Source organism: Halalkalibacter sp. HAAS-P013 (assembly GCF_056619925.1).
In genome coordinates this window covers 1-25,186 of the sequence record NZ_JBWQTU010000012.1, presented here as the reverse complement: position 1 = coordinate 25,186, position 25,186 = coordinate 1, and the positions used below count along the sequence as shown (strand labels likewise).

Annotated in this window: 23 protein-coding genes and 1 other RNA gene; 23 read left to right on the top strand and 1 reads right to left on the bottom strand. The window is 39.9% G+C overall.

Annotated elements, in window-relative coordinates; genetic code table 11:
* Positions 1–34: 34 nt before the first annotated feature.
* The gene (gene whiA, locus AC1FXP_RS15930; RefSeq protein WP_480063006.1) at positions 35–994 is read left to right on the top strand and encodes a DNA-binding protein WhiA; all 960 of its coding nucleotides are present in this window, start codon (positions 35–37) and stop codon (positions 992–994) included.
* A 21-nt stretch (positions 995–1,015) separates the two neighbouring features.
* Positions 1,016–1,270 carry an HPr family phosphocarrier protein gene (locus AC1FXP_RS15925; RefSeq protein ID WP_480063005.1) on the top strand — a complete coding sequence of 85 codons (255 nt, stop codon included), beginning with the start codon at positions 1,016–1,018 and terminating at the stop codon, positions 1,268–1,270.
* Between the two features lie 109 nt (positions 1,271–1,379).
* On the opposite strand, the gene clpP is transcribed toward AC1FXP_RS15925, so the two are convergent.
* Complete coding sequence (gene clpP, locus AC1FXP_RS15920) at positions 1,380–1,967, bottom strand: ATP-dependent Clp endopeptidase proteolytic subunit ClpP (RefSeq protein ID WP_480063004.1); 588 nt, start codon at positions 1,965–1,967, stop codon at positions 1,380–1,382.
* A gap of 418 nt (positions 1,968–2,385) precedes the next feature.
* Between clpP and rpoN the strand changes: the two genes are divergently transcribed.
* From rpoN to AC1FXP_RS15815, 21 genes are all read left to right on the top strand, one after another.
* A complete protein-coding gene (rpoN, locus tag AC1FXP_RS15915; protein WP_480063003.1) occupies positions 2,386–3,693 on the top strand; it encodes an RNA polymerase factor sigma-54 in 1,308 nt (435 codons plus the stop codon).
* 333 nt (positions 3,694–4,026) lie between these two features.
* On the top strand, positions 4,027–4,260 hold the full coding sequence (locus AC1FXP_RS15910) for a glutaredoxin family protein (RefSeq protein ID WP_480063002.1): 234 nt from the start codon (positions 4,027–4,029) through the stop codon (positions 4,258–4,260).
* A gap of 135 nt (positions 4,261–4,395) precedes the next feature.
* The gene (locus AC1FXP_RS15905; protein WP_480063001.1) at positions 4,396–5,421 is read left to right on the top strand and encodes a sugar-binding transcriptional regulator; all 1,026 of its coding nucleotides are present in this window, start codon (positions 4,396–4,398) and stop codon (positions 5,419–5,421) included.
* A gap of 55 nt (positions 5,422–5,476) precedes the next feature.
* Complete coding sequence (gene gap, locus AC1FXP_RS15900) at positions 5,477–6,484, top strand: type I glyceraldehyde-3-phosphate dehydrogenase (protein WP_480063000.1); 1,008 nt, start codon at positions 5,477–5,479, stop codon at positions 6,482–6,484.
* Between the two features lie 99 nt (positions 6,485–6,583).
* Complete coding sequence (locus AC1FXP_RS15895) at positions 6,584–7,768, top strand: phosphoglycerate kinase (RefSeq protein ID WP_480062999.1); 1,185 nt, start codon at positions 6,584–6,586, stop codon at positions 7,766–7,768.
* Between the two features lie 42 nt (positions 7,769–7,810).
* Complete coding sequence (gene tpiA / locus AC1FXP_RS15890; protein ID WP_480062998.1) at positions 7,811–8,566, top strand: triose-phosphate isomerase; 756 nt, start codon at positions 7,811–7,813, stop codon at positions 8,564–8,566.
* Positions 8,563–10,098, top strand: coding sequence for a 2,3-bisphosphoglycerate-independent phosphoglycerate mutase (gene gpmI, locus AC1FXP_RS15885; protein ID WP_480062997.1), 1,536 nt, complete (start codon positions 8,563–8,565; stop codon positions 10,096–10,098). The genes tpiA and gpmI overlap by 4 nt, the downstream gene beginning before the upstream one ends.
* A 113-nt stretch (positions 10,099–10,211) precedes the next feature.
* Positions 10,212–11,501 carry a phosphopyruvate hydratase gene (eno, locus tag AC1FXP_RS15880; protein ID WP_480062996.1) on the top strand — a complete coding sequence of 430 codons (1,290 nt, stop codon included), beginning with the start codon at positions 10,212–10,214 and terminating at the stop codon, positions 11,499–11,501.
* A gap of 254 nt (positions 11,502–11,755) precedes the next feature.
* Positions 11,756–12,439, top strand: coding sequence for a cyclase family protein (locus AC1FXP_RS15875; RefSeq protein WP_480062995.1), 684 nt, complete (start codon positions 11,756–11,758; stop codon positions 12,437–12,439).
* A gap of 562 nt (positions 12,440–13,001) precedes the next feature.
* A complete protein-coding gene (locus AC1FXP_RS15870; protein WP_480062994.1) occupies positions 13,002–13,859 on the top strand; it encodes an ABC transporter permease in 858 nt (285 codons plus the stop codon).
* Positions 13,860–13,897: 38 nt separating this feature from the next.
* The gene (locus AC1FXP_RS15865; RefSeq protein ID WP_480062993.1) at positions 13,898–14,692 is read left to right on the top strand and encodes an ABC transporter ATP-binding protein; all 795 of its coding nucleotides are present in this window, start codon (positions 13,898–13,900) and stop codon (positions 14,690–14,692) included.
* Between the two features lie 191 nt (positions 14,693–14,883).
* Entirely contained in the window at positions 14,884–15,108 is a 225-nt protein-coding gene (secG, locus tag AC1FXP_RS15860) for a preprotein translocase subunit SecG (RefSeq protein WP_480063181.1), read from the top strand.
* A 199-nt stretch (positions 15,109–15,307) separates the two neighbouring features.
* Positions 15,308–16,024, top strand: coding sequence for an alpha/beta hydrolase (locus AC1FXP_RS15855; RefSeq protein WP_480062992.1), 717 nt, complete (start codon positions 15,308–15,310; stop codon positions 16,022–16,024).
* Positions 16,005–16,751 (top strand): alpha/beta hydrolase, encoded by a 747-nt coding sequence (locus tag AC1FXP_RS15850; RefSeq protein ID WP_480062991.1) that lies wholly within the window; start codon positions 16,005–16,007, stop codon positions 16,749–16,751. The genes AC1FXP_RS15855 and AC1FXP_RS15850 overlap by 20 nt, the downstream gene beginning before the upstream one ends.
* Before the next feature lie 42 nt (positions 16,752–16,793).
* Positions 16,794–19,172, top strand: coding sequence for a ribonuclease R (gene rnr, locus AC1FXP_RS15845; protein ID WP_480062990.1), 2,379 nt, complete (start codon positions 16,794–16,796; stop codon positions 19,170–19,172).
* A gap of 340 nt (positions 19,173–19,512) precedes the next feature.
* Positions 19,513–19,986 (top strand): SsrA-binding protein SmpB, encoded by a 474-nt coding sequence (smpB, locus tag AC1FXP_RS15840; protein WP_480062989.1) that lies wholly within the window; start codon positions 19,513–19,515, stop codon positions 19,984–19,986.
* A 168-nt stretch (positions 19,987–20,154) separates the two neighbouring features.
* Positions 20,155–20,492, top strand: a transfer-messenger RNA (tmRNA) gene (gene ssrA, locus AC1FXP_RS15835).
* Between the two features lie 578 nt (positions 20,493–21,070).
* The gene (locus AC1FXP_RS15830; protein WP_480062988.1) at positions 21,071–22,252 is read left to right on the top strand and encodes an MFS transporter; all 1,182 of its coding nucleotides are present in this window, start codon (positions 21,071–21,073) and stop codon (positions 22,250–22,252) included.
* Positions 22,253–22,486: 234 nt separating this feature from the next.
* Entirely contained in the window at positions 22,487–23,515 is a 1,029-nt protein-coding gene (locus AC1FXP_RS15825; RefSeq protein ID WP_480062987.1) for a LacI family DNA-binding transcriptional regulator, read from the top strand.
* A gap of 105 nt (positions 23,516–23,620) precedes the next feature.
* Positions 23,621–24,856, top strand: coding sequence for an ABC transporter substrate-binding protein (locus tag AC1FXP_RS15820; protein WP_480062986.1), 1,236 nt, complete (start codon positions 23,621–23,623; stop codon positions 24,854–24,856).
* A gap of 52 nt (positions 24,857–24,908) precedes the next feature.
* Positions 24,909–25,186, top strand: a 278-nt coding sequence (locus tag AC1FXP_RS15815) for a carbohydrate ABC transporter permease (protein WP_480062985.1), incomplete at its 3' end; no start/stop codon positions are given.

Here is a 25,186-nt window from a genome sequence, read left to right as displayed (position 1 = left end):
TTAGAGAGCTACACGGCTGAAAGGAGTGAGGACTTTGTCCTTTGCAGCCAAAACGAAAAAAGAATTAACCCAATTTGAACAAGAAGACTGCTGTGCTACAGCAGAGCTTGCTGCACTTATCCGGATGAACGGATCCCTTTCGTTTAGTCAAATGAAGCTTGGTTTAGATGTAACGACAGAGAATGCGGCGATTGCAAGGAGAATTTATACACTTATTAAGCGAGTCTATCCTTCCATGTTTGTGGAGTTGCTTGTTCGAAAAAAAATGAGACTGAAAAAGAACAATGTCTACCTCGTTCGTATGCAGCACGAGGCAAAAGAATTGTTAGAGCTGCTTGGTATCTTAGGAGAAGGTTTTGTTTTTCTTCGAACAATCTCAAAACAATTAACAAAATCTAATTGTTGTAAGCGTGCCTACTTACGAGGAGCTTTCTTGGCGGGGGGGTCTATTAACCACCCCGAGACCTCGTCTTATCATTTAGAGATTTTCTCAATCTATGAGGAACATAATGATTCTTTATGTGAATTAATGAACGAATATGAATTAAATGCAAAAACATTGGAACGTAAAAAGGGTTTCATCACGTATATGAAAGAGAGCGAGAAAATCACTGAGTTTCTTAATATCATTGGCGCACATCAGGCATTGCTGTACTTTGAAGATGTTCGAATTATGAAGGACATGCGCAACTCGGTTAATCGTCTTGTTAATTGTGAAACAGCTAATTTAAACAAGACCGTTGGGGCAGCATTAAGACAAGTAGAAAATATTCGCCTTGTTGATCGAATAATTGGTTTAAATCAGCTTCCAACGAAATTGCGTGAAATTGCCGAGTTACGTGTATTGCATCAGGACGTTACTCTAAAGGAACTTGGTGAGATGGTTGATGGGGGGACCGTTAGTAAATCTGGTGTGAACCATCGCTTACGAAAAATTGATCAGATTGCAGATAAATTACGAAATGGTCAAGAGATTCAAACAGAAAAATTATAAACGATTGAGGAGGAGAAAAAAATGTTAAAAAAAGAAGTAACAGTTCAAAGAAAAACTGGATTACAAGCAAGACCTGCAGCATTATTTGTTCAAGAGGCGAGCCGTTTCTCGGCAGAGGTGTTTATTGAAAAAGGTGATAAAAAGGTAAATGCAAAAAGCATCATGGGTCTTATGAGCTTAGCCATGGGTCAGGGAACAACATTTACGCTCATTACGGATGGAAATGACGAAGCTGAAGCACTAGAAACATTAAGTAATTTTATCGAATCTGAATAAAAGAGAAGACACCGATCTGCCACAAGCAAGCGGTGTCTTTTTTTGGGTGTTAAAAAAGGGGTGTCTCAAAAGGTCTGTTTTTGACCTTTGAGACACCCCCATAATCATATTAAACTTTCGTCGCAGGAATAACCTTGTCAATTAAGCCATACTCTTGTGCTTTTGCAGCAATCATGAAGTTATCACGATCCGTATCACGCTCAATCACTTCTAAAGGTTGCCCAGTGCGTTCTGCTAAAATTTTGTTTAAGCTTTCACGCATTTCAATGATACGTTTCGCATGAATTTGAATATCAGAAGCTTGACCTTGTGTACCGCCAAGTGGTTGGTGAATCATTACTTCACTGTTTGGAAGGGCAAAGCGCTTGCCTTTTTCACCAGCTGCTAGTAAGAAAGCACCCATGGAAGCAGCCATACCAATACAAATTGTAGATACTTTTGGCTTTATGTAATTCATCGTATCATAAATTGCCATACCAGCTGTAATGGATCCACCAGGACTATTAATGTAGATGGAGATATCTTTTTCAGGGTCTTCTGCTTGTAAGAATAAAAGCTGTGCCACAATTGAGTTAGCTACGTTGTCATCGATCGCACTTCCTAACATAATAATACGATCTTTTAATAAACGAGAATAGATGTCATATGCACGCTCGCCTCGGTTTGTTTGCTCAATAACTGTAGGGATTAAATTCATCGAAAAATTCCTCCTCTTAGGTATTAGTGAACCTTGTTGTTCTACTATGTTATGTACATCATACCCAAATGGTCAAAAAAGGTCAAATGAAAACACTTCTTCAACGAGTTGGGCTAAAGCTGGTGTTCAGGTATTGTTGCAGTAACAATACCTTTTAACCTCTTACTACATACTATTCAATATCAAACTTATTAAACCCTCTTTTCATAATATCCGTTTTTAAATAATCTAAACGAGATTACCTGTCATTAACATAGTTTTGATTTTATAATTCCTATATAATTAAAGATAGGAATGAATTAAACTATAATAGGCATAAGAATTAGAAAGCGCTTACGAGTCTAACGGACTCTTGATTAGATGTGTAGAGTAGCAAAATTTTGATTGTTCTTAGCTAAGTGAAAGGAGGGGTAGTAACGTGCAATTTGGATTGTTTCAACAACAGACTCAGAGTTTGGTCATGACGCAGGAACTACGTCAAGCCATTCATCTCTTACAGTATTCAGCAACTGAACTGTCAACCTTTATTCAGGACCAAGCACTTGAAAACCCGTTAATGGAAGTGAAGGAATCACAAAAGCTAGAGGAGACATCATTTTCATCCTTTAGAAACGTTTCTGAAGACCAAACCTCTCCGATTGATTATGCGCAAATTGATCGAACAAGTTTGAGTGACTTTTTACTCAATCAATTACAGGACCTTCAAGTTTCAAAAAAAGATAGAAAAAATTTAACGTATTTCATTTATAGTTTGAGAGAGGATGGGTACTTATCTAGACCGTTTGAAGAGATTTGTGACGAACTGCAAATCTCCCGAGAAGAGGGAGAAAATCTACTTGAAACACTGCAGCATTTTGATCCGGCTGGAGTAGGTGCTAGGAATTTGCAGGAGTGCTTGTTGTTACAATTGCAGCGCATGGATGACCCACATTATATTGCTGAACAGATCGTTATGTATCATATGGAGGCATTCGCCACACGCAAGTGGAAGGAGATATCTCAGCAATTAAACATTACATTAGCAGAAGTGCAGGAAGTAAATGATTTAATAAAAAAGCTAGATCCACGGCCAGGAACGCAATATATGTCTGAGCCAGTTCAATTTGTCCGACCTGAAATTAGAATTGTACCGTATGAAGGAGATTTGCTTGTTCATATAGAAGATGATTTAATTCCAAGTGTTGGACTCAATCATCATTATGAGGAGTTACTTCGCAACGCAGAAGATGATGAAGCAAGTCAATACGCCAAACAAAAAATTCAGCAAGTTCAATGGCTAATGAGAAGTATTCAGCAGAGAAAACAAACAATTGTGAAAGTAGGAGAAGCTATTGCAAGACACCAAAAGGATTATTTCTTAAAGAAAAATGGTGTGTTAAAGCCTCTTACATTAAAAGAGATTGCTGATGAGATAGAGGTTCATGAATCAACCGTAAGCCGTGCTACAACAAATAAGTATGCGGATACACCAAGAGGCATCATTGAACTGAAATCTCTGTTTTCATCAGCTGTTCAAAATGGCTTAGGAGAATCAACATCAAGTCGTTCGATTAAAGAATGGATGAAAGAGCTCATTGCAGCAGAAAATAAACAAAAGCCTCTTTCAGATGCAAAAATTGTCAGTTGGTTACAATCAGAAAAAGGAACGACTGTATCAAGAAGAGCAATTGCAAAATACCGAGATGAGTTAGGAATTCCATCCTCGTCAAAAAGGAAAAGATACTGATACTGACCCAAAAGGGCGGTTTTCCCTTTTGGGTCAGTATCGAAGCAAGGAGCGGAGCCGCTGCAATGTTTTAAAGCCTTAAGGAGTGGTCTTCTCCTTAAGGCGCGCAGCGAGAGAAGCCCTTGCACATCAATGAATAAGCCAGAGATAATCACAAAAAGAGCGATTTTCCCTTTTTGATCAGTATCGAAGCAAGGAGCGAAGCCGCTGCGTCGGTGTGAGGGGGGTGTCTCACACCTGCAGCGAGAGAAGCCCTTGCACGCCTTCATTGAAAAATTTTTCATACATACCTGAATAAAAGTGAGTGATAAACAAATGATAGAAGTAACTGTTATGTCAAAAATTGATTGCCCGCTTTGTGACAAGGCGATCGACCTGATCCAACCATTATCTGAAGAAATACCGTTCGTAATGACAATTACAGATATTTACAAAGATGATACATTGCTTGAAAAATATCAGATTATGATTCCGGTTATTTTGATTAATGGAGAAGAGGTTGATTTTGGTCAAATTTCAAAAGATAAGGTAAGAAAGCGTTTACTTGAAATAAATAGGCAAATATAACTTGTGAAAGGACTCTATCCTTGGTAATATGTACTTGTGGATGAGGATTTTGGTCTTTTTTTTGGAAATAACGGGACTGAAAATGTCTATGCGGGACATAACGAGTCCAGTTCTGACTTGAAGGAGTTTGGCTCGATGAATTCATTATTAGACATACAGAAAAAATTATTACCTGATTTACTTGACGTTATGGTCAAGCGGTACCGAATCCTTCACTACATTAAATTAATGCAACCGATTGGTCGAAGGAATTTATCAGCAAACTTACAGCTTTCAGAACGAGTGTTACGAGGAGAGGTTACTTTTTTAAAGGAGCAAGGCCTTGTACATTTCGCTACTTCAGGTATGAGTATCACTGAAGAAGGCGAAAAATTGTTTGAAAAGTTAGAAGAAATGATGAAGGAGCTTCTTGGACTCCGGGAATTAGAAGCAAAGCTAGAAAAGGAACTCGGTGTAGGGCAAGTCATAGTCGTTGCTGGAAATAGCGACACGGATGAATGGGTCAAAAGAGAAATGGGTCGAGCTTGTATTAGTGAGCTTAAGGCAATCATTAAACCGAAAGATGTGGTTGCTGTCATGGGTGGTACAACCCTTGCTGCTGTTGCAGAAATGATGAAGCCAGATGCGAAAACTAGGGAAGTTGTTTTTGTTCCGGCACGTGGCGGGCTTGGCGAGCAGGTGGAGAACCAAGCGAATACGATTAGTGCAGAACTTGCGAGTCGAGCAGGAGCACAATATCGCTTGTTACATGTCCCAGACCAAATAAGTGAAGAAGCTTACTCATCTCTTGTATTAGAACCATCTGTTAAGGACATCCTAAGGCTGATTAAATCAGCTTGTACGGTTATTCATGGAATTGGAGATGCAAGAACAATGGCACTCCGTCGTGATTCGGTGAATTCGTTTATTGACAAGCTTAATCGGGAAGAGGCTGTAGCAGAGGCTTTTGGATATTATTTCAATCGTCGCGGCGAACCAATCCACAAGCAAAGAACGATTGGATTACAGCTTGATGACCTCGAGGAACATAAGTATGTAATTTCTGTTGCTGGAGGAGCTTCAAAGGGAGAAGCGATAGCTGCCTATATGAAGTATCAGCCAAGTGATGTGTTAATTACAGATGAAGCTGCCGCAGAAGCTTTATTACAATTACGTAGATAAAAGGGCATTGCTCTTTTTGATAAATTCTTTTTAAATTACTAGGAGGAGATTGAACATGGCAACAAAGATTGGTATTAACGGTTTTGGACGTATTGGACGTAACGTATTTCGTGCAGCATTAAACAACCCAGCAGTAGAGGTAGTAGCAATCAACGATTTAACTGATGCTAACATGCTTGCACACTTACTTAAATATGACACAGTACACGGCAACCTAGATGCTGAAATTTCAGTAAATGGTAACTCGCTTGTAGTTAACGGACAAGAAATCAACATCTCTGCTGAGCGTGATCCATCTAAGCTTGAGTGGGATAACCGTGGCGTAGAAGTAGTAGTTGAATCAACTGGTTTCTTCACTAAGCGTGAAGATGCAGCTAAACATATCGAAGCTGGTGCGAAGAAAGTAATCATCTCTGCTCCTGCATCAGATGAAGATATTACAATCGTAATGGGTGTTAACGAAGACAAGTACGATGCTGGTAGCCACCACGTTATTTCAAACGCATCTTGTACGACAAACTGCCTTGCACCATTTGCAAAAGTACTTAACGACAAATTCGGAATCAAGCGCGGTATGATGACAACTGTTCACTCATACACAAATGACCAACAAATCCTTGATCTTCCACACAAGGACTACCGTCGTGCGCGTGCAGCTGCTGAAAACATTATCCCAACATCTACAGGTGCTGCAAAAGCGGTTGCTCTTGTTCTTCCTGAACTTAAAGGTAAATTAAATGGTGGAGCAATGCGTGTACCAACTCCTAACGTTTCTTTAGTTGACTTAGTAGCTGAGTTAAACCAAGACGTTACAGCTGAAGATGTAAACAATGCACTTCGCGATGCTGCTGAAGGTCCATTAAAAGGAATCCTTAACTACAGCGAAGAGCCACTAGTATCTAGTGATTACAATGGTAACCCACATTCTTCATCAATCGATGCTCTTTCAACAATGGTAATGGAAGGCAGCATGGTTAAAGTAATTTCTTGGTATGATAACGAGTCTGGTTACTCTCACCGTGTTGTAGATCTTGTTGATTACATCGCTAAACAAGGACTATAATAGGAAAGAGTTGGTGGAGGAGGAAGATGGTAGCAGTCTCCTCCTCTTTCCTCTGTTTTTGACTAAGGCATTTAATAAACAATCAGGAGGTCTAACCAAATGAACAAACAAACGATTCGTGATATCGACCTTAAAGGGAAAAAGGTATTTTGTCGTGTTGATTTCAACGTGCCAATGAAGGATGGACAAGTAACGGATGAAACTCGTATCCGTGCAGCGATCCCAACAATCCAAGCATTAGTAGAACAAGGTGCAAAAGTTATTCTTGCCTCTCACCTTGGTCGTCCAAAAGGTGAAGTAGTAGAAGAATTACGTCTTACTCCAGTTGCAGCTCGTTTAAGTGAGTTACTTGGTAAAGATGTGAAGAAGGTTGATGAAGCATATGGGCCACAAGCAGAAGAAGCTGCAAATGCTCTTTCTGAAGGGGATGTACTGTTACTTGAAAACGTTCGCTTCTACCCTGGTGAAGAGAAGAATGATCCTGAACTTGCAAAAGCGTTCGCTGCTTTAGCAGATGTTTATGTAAACGATGCTTTTGGTGCGGCTCACCGTGCTCATGCGTCAACTGAAGGAATTGCACACCACTTGCCAGCCGTTGCAGGTCTATTAATGGAAAAAGAGCTAGATGTTCTTGGAAAAGCATTATCTAACCCTGAGCGTCCTTTTACAGCAATTATCGGTGGGGCGAAAGTAAAAGATAAAATTGGTGTAATCGAAAATCTTTTAGAAAAAGTAGACAACTTAATTATTGGTGGAGGACTTGCTTACACATTTGTTAAAGCACAAGGCCATGAAATTGGGAAGTCATTACTTGAAGAAGATAAGATTGATCTTGCTAAGTCGTTCATGGAAAAAGCAAAAACGAACAACGTAAATCTCTTATTACCGGTAGATGCTACAGTGGCTGATGATTTTTCCAATGATGCCAATACTAAAGTGGTCGATATTGAATCCATTCCTTCTGATTGGGAAGCACTTGATATTGGACCAAAAACGATTGATACATATCGTAAAGTGATTAGTGAATCAAAGCTTGTTATTTGGAATGGACCGATGGGTGTATTTGAATTAGAAGCATTCTCTAAAGGTACAAGAGGCGTAGGTGAAGCTCTTGCTGATAGCGCCGATACTTACTCTGTAATCGGTGGAGGAGACTCTGCTGCTGCGGTTGAGAAGTTTGGCATTGCTGATAAAATGAGCCATATTTCAACAGGTGGCGGTGCATCACTTGAATTCATGGAAGGCAAAGAACTTCCAGGACTAGTTGCGTTAAACGAAAAATAAGGGGTCAGACCCCGCTTTAATCTAATAAAGAGGTGAAGTACTATGCGTAAGCCAATTATTGCAGGTAACTGGAAAATGAATAAAACGCTTGGTGAAGCGAAGCAATTCGTTGAAGCGGTAAAAACGAGTGTTCCAGCTAACAGTGAAGTGGATGCAGTTGTTTGTTCACCAGCGTTATTTTTAGAAAGCTTAGTGAGTCAAACAGAAGGAACAGACCTTAAAGTTGGTGCACAAAACGTTCACTTTGAAGAAAATGGTGCGTTTACAGGTGAAATCAGCCCTGTTGCTCTAGCTGACTTGAAAGTTGAGTATGTCATCATTGGTCACTCTGAGCGTCGTGAAATGTTTGCTGAGACAGATGAAACAGTAAACAAAAAAGTTCACGCGGCGTTTAAGCACAACTTAGTACCAATCATGTGCTGCGGTGAAACAGATGAAGAGCGTGAAGCTGGCAAAACAAATGATGTTGTAAAAGTACAAGTTGAAGCTGGACTAGCTGGCTTGTCAAATGATCAAGTGAAAAACACTGTTATTGCTTATGAGCCAATCTGGGCTATCGGAACAGGGAAATCTTCTTCTGCAACAGATGCAAATGAAGTTTGCTCATACATCCGTAAAGTGGTAGCTGAAGCCTTTTCACCAGATGCTGCTGAGGCTGTTCGTATTCAATACGGTGGCAGCGTAAAGCCTGCTAACATTAAAGAATACATGGCCGAGTCTGATATTGACGGAGCACTTGTTGGTGGAGCGAGTTTAGAAGCTGATTCATTCCTTGCACTTTTGGAGGAAGGTAAATGAGTAAGAAACCGGTAGCTCTCATCATCCTTGATGGATTTGCGATGAGAGATGAAGTAAAAGGTAATGCGGTAGCGCAAGCAAAGAAGCCAAACTTTGATCGTTACTGGAACCAATACCCGCATGCAACTCTTGAAGCACAAGGGGAAGCGGTTGGTTTACCAGAAGGCCAAATGGGGAATTCGGAAGTAGGACATTTGAACATTGGTGCTGGACGTATTGTCTATCAAAGCTTAACACGCGTGAATTTATCGATTCGCGAAGGTGAATTTTTTGAAAATGAAACGTTCCATGCCGCGATGAACCATGTGAAAGAAAAGAACAGTGCCTTACATGTCTATGGTCTTCTATCAGATGGAGGTATTCATAGCCATATTGAGCATTTGTTTGCACTACTTGAACTGGCTAAGCGTGAAAATGTGGAAAAGGTTTATGTTCACGGATTCCTTGATGGACGTGACGTAGGCCCGACTTCAGCTGAAGTGTACATTCGTGCCTTACAAAGTAAGCTTGAAGATTTAGGTGTAGGGGAAATTGCATCAATTCACGGACGTTACTATGCGATGGATCGCGACCGTCGCTGGGAGCGTGTTGAGAAGTCATACCGTGCGATGGTATATGGCGAAGGCCCTGCTTACACAAATCCGATTGATGTCGTTACAGATAGCTATAAGAATGAAATCCATGATGAATTTGTCATTCCTTCTGTTATTACAAAGGAAGACGGAACTCCAGTAGGGACTGTTGGAGACGATGATGCAGTTATCTTCTTTAACTTCCGTCCGGACCGAGCAATTCAAATGTCTCAAGTGTTCACGAACGAAGACTTCCGTGGATTTGAACGTGGCGACATGCATCCAAGAAATCTTCATTATGTGTGCTTAACGAAATTTAGTGAGACGGTTGATGGATTTGTCGCGTTCAAACCGACAAACCTAGATAACACACTCGGTGAAGTGTTATCACAACAAAATTTCAAACAACTTCGCATTGCGGAAACGGAAAAGTATCCACACGTGACGTTCTTCTTTAGCGGTGGACGTGAGGAGCCATTCCCAGGTGAAGAGCGAATCCTAATCGATTCACCAAAAGTAGCAACATATGACTTACAGCCTGAAATGAGTGCATATGAAGTAACGGACGCGTTACTTGCAGACATTGAAGCTGATAAGCATGATGCGATTATTTTAAACTTTGCTAACCCTGATATGGTTGGACACTCGGGTATGCTTGAGCCGACGATTAAAGCAGTAGAAGTGGTTGATGAGTGTTTAGGAAAAGTTGTTGATGCGATTGTCGCTAAGGGTGGCGCTGCTGTCATTACCGCTGATCACGGAAATGCAGATGAAGTGCTAACACATGAAGATAAGCCAATGACAGCTCATACAACAAATCGTGTGCCGGTCATTGTTACCCAAAACGGAATTGAATTGCAACAGGACGGGAAGCTCGCTGATTTAGCTCCGACTGTTTTAGCATTATTAGATGGAAAACAGCCAGAAGAAATGACAGGTGTTTCATTAATTAAGAAATAATTTATTTCTAGCAGGAATTTTCTTTTTTTAGTTGAACCATAATATGGTTGGCTGAATGAAAAAACCATTTTTGACCGAAAATAATTTGATAAATTCTAAGGAGTGACTTTACAATGACAATGATTACAGATGTTTATGCTCGCGAAGTATTAGATTCTCGTGGTAATCCAACAGTTGAAGTAGAAGTATACCTTGAATCAGGTGCAATGGGACGCGCGTTAGTACCAAGTGGTGCTTCTACTGGTGAATACGAAGCAGTTGAATTACGTGACGGTGGAGAGCGTTATATGGGTAAAGGAGTACTTCAAGCGGTTGATAACGTTAACGAAGTAATTGCTCCTGAGCTTATCGGTTTCGACGCTTTAGACCAATTAGGTATCGACCAATTAATGATCGATCTTGACGGAACAGACAACAAAGGCAAATTAGGTGCAAACGCAATTCTTGGTGTTTCTATGGCTGTTGCTCACGCTGCTGCTGACGCTCTTGGTGTACCTTTATACGTATACCTTGGTGGATTCAACGCGAAGCAGCTTCCAGTACCAATGATGAACATCATCAACGGTGGAGAGCACGCGGATAACAACGTAGACATTCAAGAATTCATGGTTATGCCTGTTGGAGCTGAAAACTTCCACGAAGCACTTCGCATGGGTGCGGAAATTTTCCATAACTTAAAGTCAGTTCTTAAAGCAAAAGGCTACAACACAGCTGTAGGTGATGAAGGTGGATTTGCTCCAAACCTTTCTTCAAACGAAGAAGCTCTATCTACAATCATCGAAGCAATCGAAAAAGCTGGTTTCAAACCAGGCGAAGAAGTTCAACTTGCAATGGACGTTGCTGCTTCTGAAATTTACAACAAAGAAGATGGCAAGTACCACTTAGCTGGTGAAGGCAAGAGCCTTACATCTGAAGAAATGGTTACTTTCTACGAAGATCTTTGTTCGAAATACCCAATCATCTCAATTGAAGATGGCTTAGACGAAAACGATTGGGAAGGTTTCAAACTTTTAACTGATAAACTTGGTGGCAAGGTTCAACTTGTTGGTGATGACTTGTTCGTTACAAATACAACAAAGCTTGCTGAGGGTATCGAAAGAGGAATTGGTAACTCAATCCTTATCAAAGTTAACCAAATCGGTACATTAACTGAAACGTTTGAAGCAATCGAAATGGCGAAGCGTGCTGGTTACACTGCAGTTATCTCTCACCGTTCTGGTGAAACTGAAGATGCAACAATCGCTGATATCGCTGTTGCAACAAACGCTGGTCAAATCAAAACAGGTGCTCCATCTCGTACTGACCGTGTGGCGAAGTATAACCAACTTCTTCGCATCGAAGACGAGCTTGCTAACGTGGCTACTTACGGTGGTTTATCTGCATTCTATAACTTAAAGAAATAATTTTTACTGGTAAAAGACGTGCCTTCATTAGAGGGCGCGTCTTTTTGTGCGCGTGGAAATCGATTCGGACAGAAAGTGGCGCGGTTTTCACGTCCAGTGTTGAAATGAGCGCAAACCTTACAAACATCAACCGAAAGTTTGTAAGATTTAATTACTGATTTTACCAAAAGTTAACTGGATTCGATTATTCTTAAAATAGAAAAGATTCGATAACAAAATTCATTCACTTTTGTGCAAGGGAGAGATCAACACCAATGACGAAACTCATTGACTTGTCTCAGGAAATTTATCAAGGGATGCCAGTTCGACCAGTTCAACAACAAACTGTCATTTTCCCCAATATATCTCATGAAGATACGAAGCAGAAATTAGGGTTTGAATTTGCTACAAATAGCTTAATTATTAATGAGCACGTACCTACCCATAGCGATGCCATTTATGAATATGACCCAGAAGGACCGACGATAGACGAAATGGATTTAGATTCATTTTACGGTCCTGCTATTTGTTTAGATGTATCTCATATTTCTCCTGAACAGTTTATTATGAAACGTGATATAAAAGACGCGTTGAAAAGGTCTGAACAGTCGATTGATGAGGGCGATATTGTCCTTCTTTATACAGGGCATTACGAACGCGCATATGGAAAGGAGGATTGGTTTACGCGCCATACTGGCTTGCATTATCAAGCGGCGAGATGGCTAGCTGAATTAGGTGTAAAAAATATTGGAGTCGATGCACCTTCTATTGACCAGTCAAATGACAAAAAATTTTCTGGACATCTTGCATGCAAAGAATACCAAATAACTAATACTGAAAATCTATGCAATTTAGGGGAAATTGTTAATAAAAGGTTTCTATATATAGGGCTGCCATTAAAAATTCGTCATGGTACAGGTTCACCGATTCGAGCGATTGCTTTGTTAACGGAAGAATAAAAGAAACCGGCTCAAGAGCCGGTTTTTGTTATGCTAAAATTTCGTTTTTTTAATCTACTAATATCCTTTCTTTAATGACTTATTTATTATTTTTCATCCGCATAGGGGCTCTAAAATAAAAAATGGGTTAGCTCTGCGTTAAATTAGAAATTTAGTTATCGTGAATGGGAAATTTTATAACAAATTGGAGTTGAAAAGTTTTCTGTACTTGTTTCATTAGCCAATGGTTACAAAAAGACGATGTTTCGAAACTCTAAGTAAATACCTGCCAGCAAAAAACATTGCGAGGTTATCTTACGGTTTACAACAAAATTCCAATTATTTAAATTACTCTTACCATATATTCGAATTATCTAAAAAACGCACTTGTTTTTGTGGATTGTAACTGAGACTACGTAAACGCGAAAGGAGGTTGGTTCATTTTCCTGTCTATATGAGCAGACGTGTAAATAACTGAAATACAAAGGAGGAGTATGAATGAAGACGAGCAATATTAACGAGATATTCATCAATATCCGGAACAGCTCAAGTATTCCTAACACAAATAAAGGTGGTGCATCACATGTCTAGAGAAGCTGTTAATAGACCTGGTCAAGTTGTTGTAAATAATTCAACAGTAGACGCAGTGAATAAGAAAAGTAGTGAATTGCTTAAGAAAGTTCTACCTCCTGTTGTGGCCCTCATTTCTTTTATTGTCTTCTGGCAAGTAGTGGTGACGTTAATTGGTACGCCGCACTATATTTTACCAAAGCCAACAGATATTTTTGATGCTGCTGTGAAAAATTGGAGCAATCTATCAGCAGCATTAATGACAACGATTGTTAGTGCCGTTTCAGGCTTTCTTTTAAGTGTGATAGGTGGGATTGGGGTGGCTGTTTTAATGGCAAGTTCCAAACTTGTTGAAAGAAGTTTTTACCCATATGCCATTATTTTACAAACGATTCCAGTTGTAGCGATCGCACCGATTATTGTCATTTGGTTTGGCTCTGGAATGAACGCGATTGTCATCATTGCTTTTACGATTGGATTTTTCCCAATGTTATCAAATACGTTAATTGGTCTAAATGCAACAGACCATAATATGAAAAATTTGTTCTACCTTTACAATGCTACTAAGTGGCAAGTGATGTGGAAGTTGCGTTTCCCAGCAGCACTTCCATACATTATTGCAGGAGCTAAGATTTCATGTACGTTAGCTGTTGTAGGGGCGATTGTTGGTGAATATATTGCTGGTGTCGGTGGTGGAGCTGGTGGACTAGGTTATGCCATTACCGTTGCTGCATCTAGATTACAAACACCTTATCTCTTTGCATTAGGTCTATCTGCTGCGGTACTAGGGATTGCTTTCTTCTTACTTGTTAGTTACATCTCAAGAATGTTCTTAGCGTCTTGGCACGAATCGGAAATGGAACAAGAGTAGGAATATATGCGGAGTTTATTTGAGAGGGGTTTGGTAACATGGAATCAACAACTTTGGAGATGAAAGAGAAAACGATAGAACAAGGCTCTATGCTTCGAATCAACAATGTTAGTAAAATTTATAACGAATCTATTATAGCTTTAAGTGAAGTGAATTTAGATATCCCTGAGGGGGAATTTGTCTCGTTCGTTGGACCATCAGGGTGTGGGAAATCAACGATATTCAAAATTATAGCAGGCTTAAGTGAGCCAACATCAGGAAAAATCGAGATGGTCTCTTCATCTCACCAAGAAACAAAGATGGATCGAAATGAAGTAGGTTTTGTGTTTCAGCATGCTACTTTATTACCATGGAATTCAGTGCTGGAAAATGTAGCTCTGCCATTAGAGTTAAAAGGTGTATCAAAAAAAGAACGCCAAGAGAGAGGAAAGGAAGTTCTTGAGATGGTTGGATTAGCGGGATATGAAAAGGCGCTGCCAAGACAATTATCAGGTGGTATGCAGATGAGGGTCTCCATTGCTCGCTCGCTCATTGCCAAACCGAAGCTTCTTTTAATGGATGAGCCTTTTGGGGCACTTGATGAAATGACAAGACAAAATTTACATTACGAGCTCCTTAAAATTTGGGAGAAGACAGGGATGACCGTTTTATTTATTACTCATAACGTCTTTGAATCCGTCTTCCTTTCAACTAAGATTGCTGTTATGAGTGCTAGGCCTGGACGGATTACTAATGTGCATGAGGTCCCTCCATATGAACGAGATGAATCATTTCGTAGTACCGCTGAATTTAGTCATATCGTTGGAGAAATTTCAAAAGGCTTGCAACACTGATCGATACAGCTGCCAAAGGGAACCCCCCTTTGGCATTATATGTGCGAACATGTTTGCGATGGCTGCGCTCGCCGTGCGTCTAAAGGAGAACCCCCCCTTTGGTAGCTGCATCTTTCTATTGTTCTTTAGCGTATTTTTGTGGTACATTAGTATAAGCGCAAACTGTGCTTGGAGGTGTAGATATCGTGCAAATGTTAGCAACAATTTTACTCGTTATCGTATCAATTAGCTTGATTGCAGTTGTTTTATTACAATCTGGAAGAAGTGCAGGTCTTTCAGGAGCGATTTCTGGTGGAGCGGAACAGCTTGTTGGAAAGCAAAAAGCTCGTGGGATTGATGCGGTATTAATTAAAGCAACTGTCGTTTTATCTGTGTTATTCTTTGTCCTAACCGTTACGGTTGCATATTTCTTGTAATGTTCAAGCAGTAGGTGCGATGCCTGCTGCTTCTTTGTTATTTTTCGTAACGTAAAAAGGGTTGCTTTAAGGATTAATGAGGTTAGGAATACATAGAATAAGGGTATAGGATAAGTACGGAGAATAGCTTCTACTGGATATATGTCAACAGAAAGCGTCGAATTCTTGATCAGCAATGATAAGAAGGGTGTGAGAGAATATGATTGGCTGTCTATGTTTACATGGCTTCACTGGAGAACCGTGGGAAGTAGAGCCGGTTTCAACATATTTTCTAGAGAACAAGCGTTGGCTTGTCTATACACCAACGTTGCCAGGGCACGGTCCAAAAGGGAATTTACGTGAGGTTACGTACCAACAGTGGGTGTTTACTGCGGAGGTTGCCGCATGCGAATTGTTAAGTCGTTGTGAAAAAGTGTACGTTATTGGATTTTCGATGGGCGGGATGTTGGCATGTTATATTGCGGCTAAGTACGAAGTGTCAAAACTTGTTTTATTAAGTGCAGCAGCGTACTACGGAAATCCGCAGCAACTTTTGCAAGAACTAAAGGACAAAGTGCGTCTTCGAGTACTTGGTGAGCTTGACCAAGATGAGCATTATTTATTATATAGGAAAAAAATTATGGATACTCCGATGACGGCTGTCTTTCAATTTATGCAAGTTGTCAAAAAGATTAAGCCATATATTAACAAAGTATCGATCCCTACGCTGATATTGCAAGGGGAACAAGATGGAATAGTCCCGCGGAAAAGTGCGACCTACCTTTATGAAACAATTGGTTCTGAACAAAAAGAGCTAAAGTTTTTACCTGAGTCTAAGCATTTGATTTGTCATGGCTTTGAAAAAGAGTTACTAATTAATAAGATTGAGGAATTTTTGTGTAGAGAGGAAGATGAAGATGAAAGTGGTTGTACCTAAGCCATTTACGTTTGAGGGAGGAGACCGGGCTGTTTTGCTGCTGCATGGTTTTACAGGCACTACAGCTGATGTCAGAATGATTGGCAGGCATTTACAAAAGCTCGGATATACATGTCATGCACCATTATATAAAGGACATGGCGTACCTCCTGAAGAATTAGTACATACAGGTCCAGAGGATTGGTGGAAGGATGTAGTGGAAGGATATGAGTTCCTAAAGAGCAAGGGCCATGAAGAAATTGCTGTTTGTGGGTTGTCACTCGGAGGGGTATTCTCATTAAAAATAGGGTACACTCTACCTATAAAGGGCATAGTGCCAATGTGTGCACCAATGAAGCCGAAAACAGAAGATGCCATTTATAAGGGTGTTCTCGCTTATGCAAAACAATACAAGCAGTTAGAGAAGAAACCGCCAGAGCAAATTGAAGAGGAAATGGTAGCATTCGCCGATTCACCAATGGGAACCTTAAACGGCTTGCAAGGATTAATAAATGATGTGAAAGAACATCTTGATTATATTTATTCTCCTATTTTTGTTGTCCAAGCAAGGCATGATCAAATGATTGATATTGAGAGTGCCAACATTATTCACGACCATGTTGAGTCAGATCAGAAATCATTGAAATGGTACGAAGATTCAACTCATGTTATTACATTAGATAAAGAAAAGGAACAGCTTCATGATGATGTGTATCAATTTTTGGAGTCACTTGATTGGACCGTCTAGACAAATATAGAAAGAAGCTGTTAACGAAAGGAGAAGAAAACATTGAATGAAGAATTGATTCAACAACTGTTGTCGCACTTTCGCGAATCAGCGGAGAAACCTCTTTCTATAAAAGAAATTGAAGAATCGTTTAACATCGAAAGCAGTGATGAATTTAAAGAGTTAGTAAAAGCATTAAATGAATTGGAGCATAGGGGGCTCGTTGTTCGAACAAGAACGGACCGCTACGGGATTCCAGAAAAAATGAACTTAGTCCGAGGACGTGTTCAAGGCCATGCAAAAGGCTTTGCTTTTATTATTCCTGAAGAATCAGGAATGGACGACGTATATGTGACAAGCGGAGATTTAAATAGCGCCATGAACGGAGATACTGTCCTCGTTCGGTTAAACCAAAAGTCATCAGGGTCAAGACCTGAAGGCCAAGTCGTTCGTATTGTCGAGCGCGGGACAACGGATGTAGTCGGTACGTACCAAGATCAAGGCTCCTATGGCTTTGTTATTGCTGATGATAAGCGTGTAGCTAATGACATCTTTATTCCGCAAGAACAAGCAGCAGGCGCTGTGGATGGACATAAAGTTGTCGTTAAAATAACAAAGTATCCTGAAGGACGAATGAGTGCAGAAGGGAAAGTCATTAAAGTGCTTGGGCATAAAAATGACCCGGGTATGGACATCCTTTCGATTATTTACAAGCATGGGATCCCAATTGAGTTTCCTGATGAAGTCCTTGAGCATGCTAATTCCGTGCCAGACAGCATTGATCCGAATGATTTGAAGGACCGCCGTGACCTTCGAGATGAAACAATTGTAACGATTGACGGAGCTGATGCGAAGGACTTAGATGATGCTGTTCATGTGAAACGGTTGGAAAATGGTAATTACTTATTAGGTGTTTCGATTGCTGATGTAACTCATTATGTGAGGGAAGGATCGCCGATTGACCAAGAAGCGGCTGAGCGAGCGACGAGTGTCTACTTAACAGATCGAGTCATTCCGATGATCCCGCATAGACTTTCCAATGGCATATGTAGTTTAAATCCAAAAGTCGATCGATTAACGCTTACGTGTGAAATGGAAATTGATGCAAGTGGGCAAGTGGTCAAGCATGAGATTTTCCAAAGTGTCATCAAAACGACAGAACGTATGACGTATTATGATGTGAATAAAATTTTAGTTGATAAAGATGAAGAAACGCGTAAGAACTATGAGTCGCTGGTTCCGTTTTTTGAGGAAATGGAAGAGTTAGCAGCGATTTTACGTAAGAAACGTTTTGAGCGTGGGGCGATTGATTTTGACTTTAAAGAAGCAAAAGTGCTTGTGGATGAAGAAGGAAAGCCGACAGATGTTGTTATTAGAACTAGATCTGTAGCAGAGAAACTTATAGAAGAATTTATGTTAGCAGCTAACGAAACGGTTGCTGAGCATTTTCATTGGTTGAAGCTTCCTTTCGTTTACCGAATTCACGAGGATCCGGATGCTGAAAAGCTTGGCAAGTTCCTAGAATTTATTACGAATTTTGGTTATGTTGTGCGCGGGAGTGCGAATACCGTTCATCCGCGCGCGCTTCAAAAATTATTGGAGGAAATTAAAGGCGAGCCAGAAGAAACGGTTATTAGTACAGTTATGCTGCGTTCGATGCAGCAGGCGAAGTACGACACGAACAGTTTAGGGCACTTCGGGTTATCAACAGAGTTTTACACCCATTTTACGTCGCCGATTAGACGTTACCCGGATCTGCTTGTGCACCGTTTGATTCGTACGTACTTGATCAAAGGAAATGTAGATGAAGCAACGCAAGAGCATATGAATTCGGTTTTACCTGAGTTAACTCGTCACTCCTCTGAGATGGAAAGACGTGCAGTTGAAGCAGAGCGTGATACAGACAGCATCAAAAAAGCTCAATATATGGAAGATAAAATTGGGGAAACGTTCACTGGGATGATTAGTGGAGTAACGAATTTCGGGATGTTCGTGGAACTTGAAAATACAATTGAAGGTCTCGTTCACGTTAGTTATTTAACGGATGACTACTATCATTATGATCAAAAGCAATATGCGATGATCGGTGAACGAACAGGGAAGACGTTCCGAATTGGTGATGAAATAGAAGTGAAGGTAACGAATGTTAATGTCGATGAAGCATCAATCGACTTTGAAGTCGTTGGTATGAAACCGCGCGAACGCCGTGAAGTACGAGATCGCCCGAAAGTCATTGTCGGCGGCAAGCGTGAAGGGCGTGGTGGCAGTCGAAACGGTGGTGGAAAAGGCCGTGGTGGTCGCGGAGGCCCAGGTGATGATCGTAACGGTAGCAAAGAGGGAGCTAAGAAGGACGATAAAGCTGGTGGGAAACGTAAGAAGAAAAAATTTTACGAAAATGCACCTAGTGTGAAGAGGAAAAAAGGGAAGAAGCGCCGGAAGTAGGTAAGTGCAAGTCGCCTAGAGAGGAGAACCCCACTCCTCTCTAGGCTTTATAGGGTTCTTTAGCGGTTCAATGATGAACTTTTGTCTTAATATGCGAACATGCAGATTGCACGGAAAAAGGAACCCCGCTTTTTTCAGGTTGAAGAGGCAATGGCTCCACGCGATGCGCGCCTAAAGGAGAAGAAACGCTCCTTTAGGCTTAAAACCTTGGCATCGGCTCCGCTCATTGCTAGAGAGAACAGAAAAAGGAACCCCACCTTTTTCTGTTCTCTCTTTGACTTTCGTCTATTTCTTTTGCTATCATAGAAATAAATGTCGCATGAATAAAAGGGTGTAGGAGATGGCTGTAAAAGACAAAGATCGTAATGTAATTGCTCAAAACAAACGAGCCAGTCATGATTATTTTATTGAAGAAACCTATGAAGCAGGAATTGTCTTAAAGGGAACAGAAATTAAATCAATGCGAGCAGGTCGGATGAATTTGAAAGATTCATTTGCGCGTATTTCAAATGGAGAAATGTATCTTCATAATGCGCATATTAGTGAGTACGAACAAGGGAATCGTTACAACCACGAGCCAACCCGTGCGCGTAAGCTGCTCCTTCATAAGAAGCAAATCAATACGTTGATTGGACTAACGCAGCAAAAAGGCTATGCGCTTGTACCGCTAAAAGTGTATATTAAAAATGGCTTTGCCAAAGTTTTAATCGGTCTTGCAAAGGGTAAAAAGAATTATGATAAGCGTGAGACATTGAAACGTAAGGATGCTAAGCGTGAAGTTGAGCGTGCATTAAAGGATCGAATAAAAGGCTAAAGGCTCAATTGGTTATGTTGGTAGTTAATTACCAGTTGCAACGATTAGTCAGTATGCTATAATAATAAGTGTCCAGAGCGAGAGTAATACTTTTTGTTCTGGACGATTGATTTTATAACACTTAGTTTGCGAGTGAAAAACTCACAACTAATTTTAACTTGGGGACGTTTTGGATTCGACAGGGATAGGTCGTGCTTACGTGGCGAGTCGAGGGGGTCGGCCTCGTTAAAACGCCAAAGCCAATTAACTGGCAAAGAAAACAATAACTTCGCACTAGCAGCTTAATAGCGCTTTGCGGTTCCACCCTCCATCGCCCATGTGGTAGGATCTGGGACTCACTCTAAGTGGGCTACGCCGGTTACCCTCCGTCTGAGGGTGAAGGAAGAGAACAATCAGACTAGCCTCATGGAAGCCTGTCATTGGGCCGAAGTGTTGGCGAAATGCTAATACAGTGACTACGCTCGTAGAAGCGTAAGTGTCGTTATTCTTGGACGTGGGTTCGATTATGGAAATAGTCGCCTCGTGTGGTGACACATGAGTGATAACTTGGCTTTATCGATGAAGTCTACGTCATCTTTTGATGATAAGGTAATATCGAGCGGTATGTGGAGTAATCCAACAGCCGTGTATCGACTTATAGGCTGCCTATTTAAGTTAGGTAGTACTAGGATGGAGCATTTGGTCAGGAATCTGGCAAATATATATGCTTCATAATACGCCAAGGGACTTGATGGTGATCAAGTTCAAGATATAGTCAGTGCCAATGCGAAAGCTTGGAAAAACATGTCCCACCGTCTCCACCAAAACCATACCGTGAACCGCATGACTGCATAGGTCATGCGGTTCTTTTCATTTTATAGATAAAAATTCTTTTTCGAATTTTTGTTTTAAGAGTAGTTTTTCTGCAGTGTATTTACCGTTTCGGGGAGTCAGATCATCATATTTTTGCAAAATTAGAGTTGCTCTTTTTTTCTTTTTGGTAATTATGAGGTAAGGAGTAATATAATTAAGAGTTTTAAAAATATCTTTTTTGTTTTTTATAGTTAATGATTAGTACATATAAGTAAATACTGCGGAGGTGCCTATGAAATCAAACTCAAACTCTGTCTATTTAATGGCTTTCTTGTTTTTCTGTTTTTCTTCTGCCACGATATTAGGTACCTATTTACCTGTTTATTTGCGGGACAATGGGATGAATAGTATGGAGATCGGATGGATTCTTGGAATTACTTCACTGGCATCAATTATTGCCCAACCATTTTGGGGCTATATGAGTGATAAAATTGGATCGATTAAACGAATCGTAGTTGTTTGTTTATTGTTATCTGTCGGTTTTAGTGTGATCGTTTTCCAGGTGCAATCATTTAAGACAATTGCTTTTATGATTTTTATCCTCTTTTGCTTTTTCTCGGCGATTAATCCGTTAGGGGAGAGTCTTGCGCAAAAGACAGCAAGTAAAGAAAAGATTTCGTTCGGTAAAATTAGAGTATGGGGGTCACTTGGTTTTGCTATTACAGCTTTGGTGTCTGGATACATACTAGACTTTATTGGTATAGAGAACTTGTTATATCCCTTTCTTATTATGACGGTATGTACACTAATCTTGGCAATGAGACTAATAGATTTTAACACATCGAATAAGAAAGCTTCTCTACTTGATGCGATAAAGATAGGAATGGAGCCTAAATTATTTTGGTTTTTAGCTATAGCGTTGCTTGTTACTGTTACTCATCGAGCAAACGATCATTTTATAGGACTTTATATTGTTGATCTAGGGGGAAATGAATCCTTAATTGGTTGGTCCATATTTATTGGGGTTATGTCAGAATCGCTAGTTTTTATGTTAGGGTGGCTATGGTTTCGCCGCTTTAGTGAACTGACCTTTGTGATTGTAGGTGCCTTCCTTTATAGTATCAGATGGTTCTTGATGGCTTTTGCTATTTCTCCAGAAAGTGTTATTATTTTGCAAGTCTTACATGGTGCAAGTTTTGGTGTTTTTTATTTGAGTGCATTTCCATTCGTCACGAAAATTTTACCGAAAAATTTACTTGCAACAGGTCACGTTTTCTTTTTGACCGTTGTTTTCGGAGTTGGAGGAATGATTGGATCTTTAGCTGGTGGCATTATAATTGAATACAATGGGATCCCTAATCTATATTTATGGATGGGGATGCTGTCGGCATTAGGAACAGTTGGATTTTGTTTTTATAGAATGATTGTTGTAAAAAGTGGATTTATCCAACATGAAATAGATATAAAAAACTAGATAGTAATAAATTACACCAAGTAAAACTTTTACTTGGTGTTTTTACTTATTTTATTATTGGGGTCATATGTGTCTTTCTAATAAATCGCTAGTTTTCCGCATGTAACAATGTAAATTCAGTAAAGAATAACAAAAAACTAGTAAAAAAAGTATTGTTAAACCGCTTTCATTCTGATAAACTGAAAAAAACGGTAAAACCAAACAAAAATTTTACCAGTAAAAAGTGGTGATGTGATGGCTACAATTAAAGAAATAGCTGAAAAAGCCAATGTTTCGATATCAACGGTTTCTAGAGTGTTAAATAACGATCAAACGATTACTGTGATGGAAGAAACTAGAAATAAGATTGTAGAAATAGCAAAAGAATTGAAATATAGTTCCAGAAAGAAAAATGGAATGCAAACACAGCGTAAAAAAGAAAGCGTAAACATAGGTCTTTTAATGGGATGTAACCAAGAAGATGAATTTGACGATCCATATTTTGTATCAATTCGAAAAGGGATAGAAGAGCAGTGTATCCGCAAAAATATGAAAATATCGAAATTTATTCGCTTGAAAAATCGGACAGATGATCAGTCGCTTGAAGAATTAGATGGGTTAATCGTTGTCGGCTATCGAAACACTGATAAAATCGAGGCACTATATAATCATAGCAAAAATATTGTTTTTGTGGATAGTGAATCACCAGGTTATGACTCTGTAATAAGCGACCTGAAAGAAGCGTCAGATAAGGTCATGAATCATTTGTTTCAACTAGGTCATAAAAAGATTGGCTATATTGGTGGTCCAGTCAACGACCCGGAAATGCAGCCTAATAAAGATAGTGATGTTGATGAATGGAATGTTAGAAAACAGGTGTATGAAGCATTTATGAAAGAAAAAGGCTTATTTAATCTGGATTATCTTTACATCGACCAATGGGGAACCTCTAGAGGGTATCAAGTCATGAAAGAAATTATCGCAAAAGGGGACATCCCGACAGCCTTTTTTATTGGTAGTGACCCAATGGCCATTGGTGCCATGAGAGCGTTAAATGAGGCAGGAAAAAGGATTCCTGAAGATGTAGCCATTATTAGTGTTGATGGGATTGAGATGTCTAATTTTGTGACCCCGCCGCTTTCGACTGTGAAAATTTTTACAGAACAGATGGGGATAACGGCCGTCAATTTACTTCAAGAGCGTATGGAGGGAAGGAAGATTCCTCTTAAAGTAGTTGTTCCAACCGATTTAATTGTAAGGGAATCATGTGGAGGAAAATCATAAACATGCCATTTTAGGGAGGTGATTAGTGAAAGCGCTCGCTTGAAGATTACCTTATACCTGAGTAGATATATGTAATTACTTTGAATAAATGTAGGGGGAATAGAAATGAAAAAATTATTAGGTACAGTTTTATCAGGAGTGTTAGCAGTAGGGTTATTAGCTGGTTGTGGTAGTGGGGGAGGAAGTGGCGCTGCAGACGGCACTGTCACTTTAGAGTTCTTCCAATTTAAATCAGAAGCTGTTGGTACGTATGACAAGTTAATTGAGAAATTTGAAGAAGAAAACCCAGGAATTAAAATCGAACAAAACCATGTTCCAGAATCAGACACAGTTATTTTATCTCGTTTATCACAAGGGGACGTTCCTGAAATTGTAGCTACAAATGGAAACAGTGTGTATGGTGAGTTAGCGCGTGGAGGAGCGTTTGTTGACTTCACTGATGATGAACATGTTGACCGTATCATTCCAGCTTATATTGATATGATTAACCAACTATCAGATAACGGACAAACTAATGCGCTGCCACATTCTGCAAACGCAAACACAGTCCTTTACAACAAAACAAAGTTTGAAGAATTAGGCTTAGAGATTCCTACAACATGGGATGAGTACATGGAAGTTGTGGAAACAATTGAAGCAGCTGGCGAAACACCATTCTATTCAGCGTATGGAGAAGCGTGGACGGCATTACCACCGTTTAATGCACTAGCGTCAAACTTACACGGCGATGACTTTTTCGAAAAACGACACGCGGAAGAGACAACTTTTGCAGAGCGTTATCCAGAGGTAGCAGAGAAAATGCTTACAATGATGGAGTATACAGATAACGATGTATTTGGAACAAACTACAATCAAGCGAACACAGCCTTTGCTAATGGTGAATCAGTGATGTACATGATGGGTGTTTGGGCAATTAGTCAAATTGAAAATGCGAACCCTGATATTGAAATCGGTGCCTTTGCGCTTCCTGCAACAAACAACGCTGAAGAAAACCGTCTCGTTTCAGGTGTTGATACACTGCTTACGATTTCATCAGACGCTAAGCATCCTGAAGAAGCAATGAAGTTTGTGAGTTTCTTATTAGAAGAAGAGAATGTTCAATTCTACATTGATGAGCAAAAGTTATTCTCAGCTGTAGAAAATGTGTTCCAAGAAGACCCTACGGTTGTTGACTTACAAGTACACTTTGAAGAAGGTACGATCACAAGCTTTGCTGATCATTACTACTTCCCAGGAATGCAAGTAGAGAACTTAATCCAAGAGTTCTTAATCAACAAAGATGTTGATCACTTCTTACAAACAATGGACAATGAGTGGGATAAAGTACAAGCGAGACAATAATGAAAAAAAGGGGCAGCAAGAGCCCCTTTCCTCATAAAAGGAGAGGATAACAATGAAGAAAAAAATGAATCCTTATCTACTAATGATTCTTCCTGCTTTTATTATATTCTTTGCTTTTCATACGTTTCCGGTCATCCAAGGGGTGTTCTATAGTTTTACGAACTATCGAGGTTATGGGGATTGGAACTTTGTTGGGTTAAGAAACTATATCAATGTATTTCAGGACTCAAGAGCCATGGATGCTTACATATTTACCTTTAAGTTTGCTATTGTCTCAACCGTTCTCGTAAATATTATTAGTTTAGTGATTGCACTTGGGTTAAATGCGAA